Origin of the sequence: Arthrobacter sp. TS-15, from assembly GCF_006964045.1 — a bacterium.
In the GTDB taxonomy this organism is placed as follows: Bacteria; Actinomycetota; Actinomycetes; order Actinomycetales; family Micrococcaceae; genus Arthrobacter.
Genome location: NZ_SDXQ01000022.1, coordinates 88,735 through 99,683 on the forward strand (window position 1 = coordinate 88,735; position 10,949 = coordinate 99,683).

10 protein-coding genes are annotated in these 10,949 nt (G+C 62.7%); 9 read left to right on the plus strand and 1 reads right to left on the minus strand.

What is annotated here, in order from left to right:
- The first annotated feature begins 81 nt into the window (after positions 1-81).
- The 5 genes from EU811_RS08680 to EU811_RS08700 all read left to right on the plus strand — a co-directional run bounded on the left by EU811_RS08680 (position 82) and on the right by EU811_RS08700 (position 5,332).
- Positions 82-1,368 carry an ABC transporter substrate-binding protein gene (locus tag EU811_RS08680; RefSeq protein WP_142938075.1) on the plus strand — a complete coding sequence of 429 codons (1,287 nt, stop codon included), beginning with the start codon at positions 82-84 and terminating at the stop codon, positions 1,366-1,368.
- Between the two features lie 50 nt (positions 1,369-1,418).
- A complete protein-coding gene (locus EU811_RS08685) occupies positions 1,419-2,369 on the plus strand; it encodes a carbohydrate ABC transporter permease (RefSeq protein ID WP_142938076.1) in 951 nt (316 codons plus the stop codon).
- A complete protein-coding gene (locus EU811_RS08690; protein WP_142938077.1) occupies positions 2,366-3,289 on the plus strand; it encodes a carbohydrate ABC transporter permease in 924 nt (307 codons plus the stop codon). The genes EU811_RS08685 and EU811_RS08690 overlap by 4 nt, the downstream gene beginning before the upstream one ends.
- Positions 3,290-3,311: 22 nt before the next feature.
- Entirely contained in the window at positions 3,312-3,953 is a 642-nt protein-coding gene (locus EU811_RS08695; RefSeq protein WP_142938090.1) for a Poxvirus protein I5, read from the plus strand.
- Between the two features lie 104 nt (positions 3,954-4,057).
- Complete coding sequence (locus tag EU811_RS08700; protein WP_142938078.1) at positions 4,058-5,332, plus strand: MFS transporter; 1,275 nt, start codon at positions 4,058-4,060, stop codon at positions 5,330-5,332.
- A 69-nt stretch (positions 5,333-5,401) separates the two neighbouring features.
- On the opposite strand, the gene EU811_RS08705 is transcribed toward EU811_RS08700, so the two are convergent.
- A complete protein-coding gene (locus EU811_RS08705) occupies positions 5,402-7,516 on the minus strand; it encodes a DUF6807 family protein (protein WP_142938079.1) in 2,115 nt (704 codons plus the stop codon).
- Positions 7,517-7,780: 264 nt separating this feature from the next.
- On the opposite strand from EU811_RS08705, the gene EU811_RS08710 reads away from it, so the two are divergent.
- The 4 genes from EU811_RS08710 to EU811_RS08725 all read left to right on the plus strand — a co-directional run bounded on the left by EU811_RS08710 (position 7,781) and on the right by EU811_RS08725 (position 10,775).
- Positions 7,781-8,788, plus strand: a complete 1,008-nt coding sequence (locus EU811_RS08710) for an acetylxylan esterase (protein ID WP_142938080.1) — start codon at positions 7,781-7,783, stop codon at positions 8,786-8,788.
- Positions 8,789-9,008: 220 nt separating this feature from the next.
- The gene (locus EU811_RS08715) at positions 9,009-10,145 is read left to right on the plus strand and encodes a 3-deoxy-7-phosphoheptulonate synthase (protein ID WP_142938081.1); all 1,137 of its coding nucleotides are present in this window, start codon (positions 9,009-9,011) and stop codon (positions 10,143-10,145) included.
- A gap of 154 nt (positions 10,146-10,299) precedes the next feature.
- Positions 10,300-10,512: a helix-turn-helix domain-containing protein gene (locus EU811_RS08720; RefSeq protein WP_017199160.1), complete on the plus strand. Its 213-nt coding sequence runs from the start codon at positions 10,300-10,302 to the stop codon at positions 10,510-10,512.
- 164 nt (positions 10,513-10,676) lie between these two features.
- Positions 10,677-10,775: a 30S ribosomal protein bS22 gene (locus EU811_RS08725; protein WP_003792170.1), complete on the plus strand. Its 99-nt coding sequence runs from the start codon at positions 10,677-10,679 to the stop codon at positions 10,773-10,775.
- Positions 10,776-10,949: the final 174 nt, after the last annotated feature.

Genomic DNA, 10,949 nt, shown 5'->3' on the forward strand with positions numbered 1-10,949 from the left:
GATTCAGAAGGAGTGTAAGCGAAGTCACTACCACGTTGTAGAGAACTCGGAAGCTTGCACCAACTGAGCAAGGAGGCTCTTATGTTCGATAGAAGGAAATTCCTCACCACGGTGGCTCTGGGCACCGCATCTGCCGCGTTCCTGTCCGCTTGTGGCCAATCCTCAACGGCAGGACAGACGGGTTCCGCGGAGAACCCCGTCACCATCACCTACACCTGGTGGGGCAACGATGACCGAGCTGAGCGCACCCGCAAAGCCATTGCGCTCTTCGAGTCCAAGAATCCGGACATCAAGGTCAACGGCAACTTCTCCGACTTCGCAGGCTACTGGCAGAAGCGTGCCACCGAAGCCGCCGGTGGTGGCCTGCCGGACGTGATGCAGTGGGACCTCTCCTACCTGCGTGACTACGGTCAGCGGAACCAGCTCCTGGACCTTGGCACCGTCAAGATCAACACGGACGCATTCGACAAGTCGCTCCTTCCCTCGGGCCAGATCCGCGGCAAGACCTACGGCATCCCCACCAGCACCAACGCCTTCGCGGTCTACTACGATCCCGCCAAACTCGCTTCCTTGGGAATCGCAGAGCCCGATGGCACCTGGAACTACAAAGAATTCAACACCTTCCTGGCCGAGGTTGGCGCCAAGGGCAACGGCACGTTGTTCGGTGGCACCGACTACACCGGCATTTGGTGGAACTTCAACATCTGGCTGCGTCAGAACAACATCCAGGCCTTCACCGAGGACGGCAAGCTTGGGTTCTCCAAGGACGATCTGAAGAAGTGGTGGAACCTTACCGCGGACCTGCGCGGTACCGGGGCAATTGTTGGCGAAGACAAGGCCACCCAGTTGCTGCCCAAGTCCCCGTTCGGATCCAATGTCACTGCCACGGAAGTTACGTGGGACAACTTCATGGCCGGCTACCTCGCTGACAGCGGTGCCAAGGAACTCAAGCTGGTTCCTGTCCCGTCGGATGACCCGGACAACCTGGGCCTGTTCCTCAAGCCGTCCATGCTCATGGTGGCCAGCGCCAAGACCAAGTACAAGGATGCTGCCGCCCGCTTCATTGACTTCATGGTCAACGATCCCGAGGTGGGCCAGATCTTCAAGACCTCCCGCGGTGTTCCTGCGTCCAAGACCCAACGCGACGGCACCACGTTCGAAGGCACGGACAAGCTCGTGGTGGATTACGAGAAGTCCATCGAGAAGTACCTCAAGGACGCCCCCGAGCCGCCCATCGTCGGTTTCGGCACCCTGGAGTCCACGTTCAAGCGCGTCACCCAGGACCTCAACTACGGCAAGCTCACCGTGGACGGCGCAGTTGATGCGTGGTTCAAGGAAGCCGAAGACCTTATCAAGCAGAACGCCTGATCCAGACACTCTGTGTCTGATCCGAGCTTCATAACTGACGGACTGATCCTGTGACTCAAAGCCCAACCCTGAGCAGGCGTTCCGCTTCCGCTCCCACGCCGCCGCGTAAATCGCGCCGGCGTGGGGCGGATGCCCGCGCCGGCTACACGTTCCTGTTGCCCTGGCTGCTGGGATTCATCGCCCTGACCGTAGGCCCGATGATTTCCTCGCTGTACCTTTCCTTCACCAACTACAACCTCTTCGATGCCCCCAAGTGGATCGGCTTCGACAACTACGTCAGCCTCTTCCAGGACGAACGGTTCCTGCAGTCGGTGGGCGTGACCATGCAGTACGTGGTCTTCGGTACTCCGCTGAAGCTCGCGGCGGCGTTGGCGATCGCGATGCTGCTCAACAGCAAACGCAAAGGCCAGGGCTTCTACCGGTCCTCGTTCTACGCCCCGTCCCTGATCGGCGCGTCGGTGTCCATCGCGATCGTCTGGAAAGCCATGTTCGGCGATTCCGGCCCCGTAGACCAAGGCCTGTCCTTCTTCGGGATCAACCTCGGCGGTTGGGTGGGCAACCCCAACATGACCATGGGCATGATGATCCTGTTGACCGTGTGGCAGTTCGGCGCCCCGATGGTGATCTTCCTGGCCGGCCTGAAGCAGATCCCGGCGGACCTGTACGAGGCTGCCTCGATGGACGGTGCCGGCCCGGTGCGGAAGTTCATGAACATCACCTGGCCCATGCTCTCCCCGGTGATCTTCTTCAACCTGCTGATGGAAACCATCCACGCCTTCCAGATCTTCGCCTCGGCCTACATCATCTCCAACGGTGAAGGCGGCCCGGCAGGATCCACCCTCTTCTACACCCTCTACCTGTACTTGCGCGGTTTCTCCGATTTCCGGATGGGCTACGCTTCGGCGATGGCCTGGCTCCTGGTGATCGTGGTCGGCATCATCACGCTGATCTTCTTCAAGACCTCCAAGTCCTGGGTCCACTACAGCGGTGATGCAAAGTGACAACCATGGCAACCCCCACCCAGCCCGCTCCCACCAAGACCTCAACGGCGCCGGTCTATAACCCGAAATCCGAATCCACCACGGTCAAACGGATCAAGAGCACCATCTTCCACATCGTGGCCCTGGGCTTGGTGGCGATGGTCCTCTACCCGGCCCTGTGGATGATCTCCGCGGCGTTCAAGCCGAACTCGGAGATCGGCGGCGCCAACAACGCGCTGTGGTCCAACAATTTCAGCTTCGATAACTTTGCAACGGCCATGGAAGGCATCGGCGGGGTCTCCACCCTGACGTTCTTTACCAACTCGCTGATCCTGGCCGTCGGAGCTGTCGTCGGTACTGTGCTCTCGGCGTCCATCTCGGCCTATGCGTTCGCCCGGATCAATTTCCCGGGCCGTGGACTGTTCTTCGGCATGATGATCGCCACATTGCTGTTGCCCTTCCACGTGGTGATCATCCCGCAGTACATCGTGTTTCAGCAGCTTGGCCTGGTGGACACCTACGTGCCGTTGCTGATCGGCAAGTTCCTGGCCGCGGATGCGTTCTTCGTGTTCCTCATGGTCCAGTTCATGCGCGGCCTCCCGGCCGAACTGGACGAAGCCGCCCGCATCGACGGCGCCGGGCACGTCCGGATCTTCGGATCGATCATGCTGCCCCTGATGAAACCGGCCCTGATCTCCACCTCCATCTTTTCCTTCATCTGGAGCTGGAACGACTTCCTGGGCCCGCTGCTCTACCTGAACACTCCGGACAAATACCCGCTACCCCTGGCGCTGCGGCTCTTCGTGGACCAGACCCAGAGCTCGGACTACGGAGCCATGATCGCCATGTCCGTCCTGGCGCTCCTGCCCGTGCTGGTCTTCTTCCTGGTCTTCCAGCGCTACATCGTCGAAGGCGTCTCAACCCAGGGTCTCAAGGGTTAAGGAGTAGCAGAGAATGAGCACTATGAACGCCACAGGAAAGTCCTCGGGGAACCCCGGGATTCCGGTCAACCGTTTTGCCCTCTTCGCCGAGACCATCCTGGCCGGAGTCATCGTGCTCCTCCTTTCCGTGCCGTTGGTGACGGCGCCGGCTGCCTACGCGGCCGGCGTCGCGCACCTGGAAAGGCACCTCAGCGGCAGGGACGATTCCCTGCGAAGCCTGTGGGGCAATTTCCGCCGTGCGCTGCCCGGCAGTTGGAAGATCGGCATCACGACGGCGGCAGCCGCCGTCGTGATTGTCCTGAACCTGTTGCTCGCCCTGGTGGGTCAACTGCCCGGCCGGGCAGCGATCCTGCCCGCCACGCTGATCCTCGCCGCTGCAGGTGCCGTGCTGTTCCTGCGTATCGCCGCCAACTGGAGCGGGAGCGTGACCTGGAGCGGCGACGCCGGCCAACAATCCGCCGACGTTCCCGGCCCGCAGCGCTGGGCTGCCGCGTATGCCAATGCCAAGGCCGACTCGCTGCGCGACTGGACCGGATCCCTGCTGCTGCTCGCGGCCGTGTTCATGACGGTGGTCTTCGTGTGGATGCTGCAGGCCCTGTTCGTCATCGTCCCCGGGACCCTGATCCTGGCCGCTGCCGCCATCAAAATCCGCGCCAATCGCTGAGTTTTTGTACAGCTAATGCCCTTTAGGAGCGCCCTTAAGGGCATCAGCTGTACAAAAACTCCACAAGAATCCGTCCCAGCCCGCTGAATCGAGCAGAACACTCCGTGTCGCCGCGCCCGTTCCCACTGCGCCCCAAATCCACCGCCCCGCGTGCCCGATCCACGGAAAGCTGGCATTACCCGCTGAGGCATCACAACTACCGGATCTTCGTCACTCTCTCCCTTGTAGGAAGTGGCGGGGTGTGGATGCAACGCCTCGCCCAGGACTGGCTGGTGCTGCAGCTCACGGGGAGTCCGGCCGCCGTAGGTGTCGCCGTTGCACTCCAGTTCCTGCCCATGCTGGTGGTGGGTCCAATCAGCGGAGTGCTGGTGGACCTGTTCCCTAAACGCCGCATCCTTCTGGTTTGCCAGTCCGTCGCCGCGTTGCTGGCCGCAGCTTTGGCTGTGTGGAACGCGACGGGCGGCACGGACGTCTGGGTGGTCTATGCGTCCTGCATAGCCCTGGGAATCACCAGTGCGATCGATGGACCGGCACGGCAGGTCTTTGTCAACGAGGTAGTGGGCGACGCCGGACTGCCCGCCGCAATCGGCCTCAACAGCGCAATAGGGCAGTTGGGGGCCATGGCAGGCCCCGCTCTGGCAGGGGTAGTCATTGCCCAGGCCGGTTCAGCAGCGGCTTTCGCGGCCAACGCTTTGATAGGGGTGTCGGTCCTGGTGATGATCGCCTCCATCAGGCCCGGCGAACTGCACCATTCTCACGAGTCCACTGAGCCGGGTGCCCGGCGCGGCCAGATCCTGGCCGGTTTCCGCTTCGTCATCGCTCGTCCGCCCCTGCTGCTGACCATGCTGCTTGCGGGCTTACTGGGTGCCTTTGGCATGAACGGGCCCGTAGTCCTCGCCGCGTTCGCTGACGGAGTGTGGCATAGCGGTCCCGCAGGCTTTGGGCTCTTCAATACCGTCAGCGCCTTGGGCGCACTGGCAGGTGCGCTGGTGGCCACGCGCATCAAACGCTTTGGACGAAAAGGGATTGTGGCCAGCGCCGGGCTTTTCGGCTTGACGCAAGCCCTCGCTGCCGTGATGCCCACCCAGGAGTGGTTTGTGGTGATGCTCATTGTGGTGGGTTTCATGACCCTGGTGTTCCTCACGAGCGCGGCAACGGCGGTGCAGCTCGAGGCCGGCGCCAGCGTGCGTGGCAGGGTTCTGGCCCTGTATTTCCCGCTCCTGCTGGGTGGCCATGCTTTGGGCGGTTTGCTGGCCGGCTGGCTTACAGAAGACTTTGGGGTCCGCACGGGACTGGTTGTCACGGGCGCACTGGGCATGGTGTCGGCGGCAGTGATTGGCTTGCTGCTGTGGCTCTACTCGGCTCGCCGGCGCGCCTAGCCACCCCCCACAAGCCGGCTTTTGTCCGTCCTCCCTGTTGATGAAAAGTGACGAGGACGGACAAACGCGCTACATCCTGACGCTGCCCACCAGGTCCTCGATCTCCGCTGCGTCCAACGTTCCGTCGCTGATCCACACCGTGTTGGTCCGGGTGATCGAGTCACCTGCAGCCAGTTCTACGGCGGTGTCCCACGCCAGCGCCGAACCCACTGCGGGGTAGCCGCTGCACCGAACGAACCACGGGTCCGCCGACTCCAAAGGTGCGCCGAACACCAAAGTGGCAGGGCCGCCGTCGAACTCTCCCGCCCAAGCGAGCCACGGCGCCACCGAGCCGTGCACGGACGGCTCACCCTCGGCTGTGGAGGAGAAGACGCGCGGGGCGGTACAGACTGGAAGCCGCCAGAAGAATCCGCCGTAGCCGCTGCCGGCAGCCCCATGCGAACCGGGACTGCCCAGCGAAACATCCACGACGGCGGTAAGGCGGGTCTGAATGTCGAGTCGCCATGTGCGGGCGTCCAGGGGCGTGCGGCTCAGGGAACGGCTTTCCTTCAGGACCAGTTCACCGTCTGCTGCGAGCCAGCTGAGGTCAAGCGTGGTGTGGTCTTTTTCCCGGGAGATGCTCGCCGTTTCGATCCTGCCGTGGTCCTTCAAGTCCACGTACCTGCCCGTTGTTCTGCGGTAGCTGCGACCGCCCCAGAAGTTGCTGCCGTTGACGTCCTGCAGGGCAAATCCTGCGCCGAGGTGCCATACGTGGTCTGAGGGCAAGTGATCCGTAACCACCACGCCGGCTTGTGTGGTCACCGGGTGCAAGTAGGGCCTCGGGGAGAGATCCGGCTCGAGGGTGCTTCCGGAGCGGAGGACGGCGGCGCGGTTGTTGGAGGCGTCAGCGTTAGCGTCAGGGGAGAAGAGTACCTCGGCACCAGCGGTGACCGGCCGAGCCCAAGGAAGTCCCAACTCGGAGAAGGTAGCGTGGGCGCGGGTGGCGCGTTCCAGGATGTCCTCAATGTTCGGAATCACTGCGTGGGCTTGCTCGCCCGTACCCACCCATTTCACGCATTCCGTGGGAATCAGCGCAGGTGCCTCTGCTGTTCGGATGGCTTCCACTACCTTCATGAAGGCGCCGCTGTGATCGAGTGGGCTGAGCAGTGGCGTGCCGTGGGACAGGTGTTGGAGGAGGTTCTCGGTGAGATCGTCTCGACCGAACGTGTGAGCGGTTTCGCCCGCTTCGGTGCGGACCGTCACCCGGTCCTCCGTGTAGTGGAATACTGCCGTGCCTTCAGTGCCGTGGAGCGTGACGTACGGTTCCACGGATTCGGTGGCGCACAGCGTGAGGGCGCAGGTGATGGGCAAACCGTTGATGGTCCGCATGCGGATCACTGAGGTGTCGTCCGCTTCGATGTCATTGGCGCGGTAGAGATCGGTGTCCACGGATACCAGATCCGCTGCTTCCCTGGCTCCGGCAATGCGGAGTGCGGTGGCAATCGCATGAGCCAGCGGATTGGTCGCCACGCCATCCACCACATCCACGCCGTCGAGGCTGCGTTTGCCTGCCCAGCGGGACCGCTTGTAATAGGCCCGATCCCGGACCCAGCGTCCCGTGGCGGAAATCCCCTTCAAAGTGCCGATACCCGGCAGCTCTTCCGCCGCATCCCCGCCGGCCAGCTTCTCCAACGCTGCCAGGGCATGGGATCCGAGGCTCTGAAAACCAATCTGAACGCTGCGGCCAGCCTTTGCCGCCGCTTCCTGGAGGCGGAGGAAGTCGCTCATCGAGGCAACCGGGGGCTTCTCCAAGTAGAGATCAGCCTCGGAAGCGAGTACGGACAGCGCCAACGGGGCGTGGGTCTGGATAGGAGTTGCCACGATGATGACGTCCGGTCCGTGCTCGCCGGCCAGCAGTTCGTCCAGATTGGCATGCACTGCCGTGGTGGCCGGCAAAGCTCCGGGTGCCGGCGGATTCGGGTCGGCCACGGCAACAAGGTCCACCAGGCCCTGGCTGCTCAGCCGCTCCAGGTTGCGGAGATGGTGCGTGCCGAAGCCGTGCACGCCCACCAGGGCGATTCGGGCGGGGGGAGTGGCGGGCCCAGTGGCACGTCCAGTGGCGCCGGCAGGCCCGGTTGACGCTGCAGTCCCGTTCGAAGGGGCAGGCCTGTTGGGTGTTGGGCTGCTGACGGACTTGGTGTCCATGGGCTCTCCTCGGCTGGCGCGGCAGCGATGGCGCGTGACGCCGTCGTTTGGGTCTTCACAAAAGTGTTCGGGCGGGTTTAGGCTACACCTCAGCAAGCGCTTTCCCGTGGTTGGCTGTGTTTAGTTTAGCCTGATCCGCCTCGAAATGTAACGATTCAAATTGAGCAACCATTAGAGCCTCTCATGACGTAGGATGTCCTCAATCAGCCTTCGACTCCAGCAGCTCAGCCAGCACAGTCAGACCCACCTGAACCGGAATGGACCATGCCCCTCTTCGACCTCCCCCTTGACCAGCTCCGCACCTACTCCTCCACGGCCGTAGCACCAGCCGATCTCAGTGACTTCTGGGATCGCACCATCGCTGAGGCCCGGGCGCTCCCGCTCAATGCCGTGTTCGAACCCGTGGACAACTACCTCAGCGTGATCAACACCTTCGATGTCACGTTCTCCGGCTTCGGGGGAGACCGCATCAAGGGCTGGCTGCACGTGCCGTCACAGCTTGAGCCGGGGGAGCAGCTTCCCGTGGTGGTGGAGTACATCGGCTACTCAGGCGGGCGCGGCCTGGTCAACCAGAACACCCGCTGGGCCCAGGCCGGTTACGCGCACTTCATCATGGACACCCGCGGCCAAGGCTATGGCGGCGTCTCCGGAGACACCCCGGATCCACACCCCTCGGCGGGCGAGGTCAATTACGCCGGGCTCATGACCCGTGGGTCCGGGCACCAGGACGATTACTACTTCCGCCGGGTCTACGTGGACGCCTTCCGTGCGGTAGAAGCGGCACAGAACCATCCCGCCGTCGACCCTTCACAGGTAATCCTTACCGGCGTGAGCCAAGGTGGCGGCATTACTGTTGCCGCTGCCGGGCTGACCGCTGGAAGGCTCGACGGCGTTATTGCGGCGCTGCCCGACGTCCCGTTCCTGCAGGACTTCCCCCGCGCGATCGACATCACCCCGCGTGGCCCGTACCCCGAGATTGCCGGATTCCTGGGCCGGCACCGCGAAAAGTATGAGCCCATACTGTCAGTGCTGAACTACTTCGACGGCGTGCACTTGGGCCGTGCCGCCACAGTTCCCGCTCTATTCTCCGCTGCGCAAATGGATGACATCTGCCCTCCGTCAACGGTGTTCGCGAGCTACAACAGCTACGGCACAGGCTTCGGCGGGGTTGAGAAGGACATCGAGGTTTACCGCTTCAACAACCACGAAGGCGGGCAGGAACACCACTGGATCAAGCAGCTGCAGTTCCTTCGCAAACTACTGTCATCTTGATGGAAGCGATTTGCCCGCGGTGAAGAACCGCGGTTATGGTGTGGCTATGACAAACCGTTGGTATGCGTATTTTTCGTTGGCTCTGGAGGGGCCCGCGTCTAACTGACACGCATCCAACTTTCCTTCAGAGCCAACAGGGCAGAGATTACTCTCTGCCCTTCGCCATATCCGGCGGGTTCTGAAAAGGGGCCCGCTCCGCATCCCGGAACAGGACCCAGACATGACCAGCATCGCTGCAGAACCCACACCGCTCCACCCGGCTGATTCCGCCCAGCCCGCCACCTCCAACCTGCGGGTGGCCCGTTTCGAACCGCTTCCGGCGCCCCAGGACCTCATCGCCGAGTTGCCGCTGGACGCCCGCTCAGCTGCCGTCGTCGACCGCGGCCGTGACCAGGTCCGCGCCATCATGGACGGCGTGGACGATCGCCTGTTGGTGATTGTGGGCCCGTGCTCCATCCACGATCCCAAGGCCGGGCTCGAATACGCCCGCCGGTTGGTCAGCCAGGCCGAGAAGCACAAGGAAGACTTGCTGATCGTGATGCGGACCTACTTCGAGAAGCCCCGCACCACCGTCGGCTGGAAGGGCCTCATCAACGATCCCCACCTGGACGGCAGCCACGATATCGCCGCAGGCCTGCGCGCCGCCCGCGGCTTCCTCAAGCAGGTCACCGCCCTGGGCCTGCCCACGGCCACGGAGTTCCTGGAACCCATCAGCCCGCAGTACATGGCGGACCTCGTCTCCTGGGGCGCCATCGGTGCGCGCACCACCGAAAGCCAGATCCACCGCCAGCTCGCCTCCGGTCTGTCCATGCCGATCGGCTTCAAGAACGGCACCGACGGCGACCTCCAGGTGGCCATCGACGCGTGCGGCGCCTCCGCCGCTGAGCAAGCCTTCCTGGGAATCGACGACGACGGCCGGGCAGCTCTCGTAGCGACCTCCGGAAACCCCGACACCCACGTGATCCTCCGGGGCGGACGCAAGGGTCCCAACTACTCTGCCGACGACGTCGCAGCGGCCTCGGGCAAGCTTGCTGCCAAGGGCCTCAACCCTCGCCTGATCGTGGACGCCAGCCACGCCAACAGTGGCAAGAGCCATCACCGCCAGGCCGAGGTTGCACTGGAAATCGGTGCGCAGCTGGAAGCAGGGGAGACCTCGCCGATTGCCGGTGTGATGCTGGAAAGCTTCCTTGTGGGAGGGGCGCAGAACCTGGATACCGCCCAGCAGCTTTCCGGGGAGCAGGAGCTGGTGTACGGCCAGAGCGTTACGGATGCCTGCATGGAGTGGGACGTCACGGCCTCGGTTTTGGATCAGCTCGCGGCGTCGGCACGCAAGCGTCGCACGGTGGTCGCGGCGTAGACCCGGTAACGCCGGGCAGATCTGTGTCGCTGGCTCTTTCACATTGGCCCCATCAGCCTCTAGAGTATCTAGCACATGGTTGTTTGATGGCTCAGCATCGGCACACCGTTCCACTGGGGGTGTCCTATCGTCTGAGAGCAAAGGAATATGGGAAATGTCCGCGGAGACTAACTTCTCGAATGCGCGTTTCATGACGGTGGCCGAGGTGGCCGACGTCCTGCGCGTTTCCAAAATGACCGTGTACCGCCTGGTTCACTCCGGAGAGATGCCCGCTGTAAGGTTCGGCCGTTCCTTCCGGGTTCCCGAAGAGGCTGTTGCCCAGTACCTCAAGGGTGCTGTGGTGGACGGACAATCCGAGACCGCCTGAGACTTGCCGCAGTCCGTCCTCCGGACCGTGGTCACAGGGTGCCTCTTTGAAGCGGTACTCTGTTAAGGAACGTTTTACGTCAATGTAAGAATCTGTCAGTTGTACTGTCTGCTTCCGCGGATCGGTTCCAACAGACAGGAACTTCTAGTTTGTAAGGAACTTTCGTGGGTTCAGTTATTAAGAAGCGCCGCAAGCGTATGGCCAAGAAGAAGCACCGCAAGCTGCTTCGTAAGACTCGCCACCAGCGCCGCAATAAGAAGTAGAGATACTTCATCAAGCGTGAATGCCCGTTGCCTCTCGAGGTGGCGGGCATTTTTGCACCCCCGTCGCTCTCTCACGTCCCGCGGGGTTTTTCCGTTCGCTCTCTCACGTCCCGCGGGGTTTTTCCGGTCGCTCTCTCACGTCCCGCGGGTAAAGCCTGCGGTCGTCAAGTTTTT

Coding starts and splice junctions, on each gene's coding strand:
- EU811_RS08710 (WP_142938080.1), top strand. CDS start 7,781: ATGCCCCTCTTCGACCTCCCCCTTGACCAGCTCCGCACCTACTCCTCC.
- EU811_RS08720 (WP_017199160.1), top strand. CDS start 10,300: ATGTCCGCGGAGACTAACTTCTCGAATGCGCGTTTCATGACGGTGGCC.
- EU811_RS08715 (WP_142938081.1), top strand. CDS start 9,009: ATGACCAGCATCGCTGCAGAACCCACACCGCTCCACCCGGCTGATTCC.
- EU811_RS08680 (WP_142938075.1), top strand. CDS start 82: ATGTTCGATAGAAGGAAATTCCTCACCACGGTGGCTCTGGGCACCGCA.
- EU811_RS08695 (WP_142938090.1), top strand. CDS start 3,312: ATGAACGCCACAGGAAAGTCCTCGGGGAACCCCGGGATTCCGGTCAAC.
- EU811_RS08705 (WP_142938079.1), bottom strand. CDS start 7,516: ATGGACACCAAGTCCGTCAGCAGCCCAACACCCAACAGGCCTGCCCCT.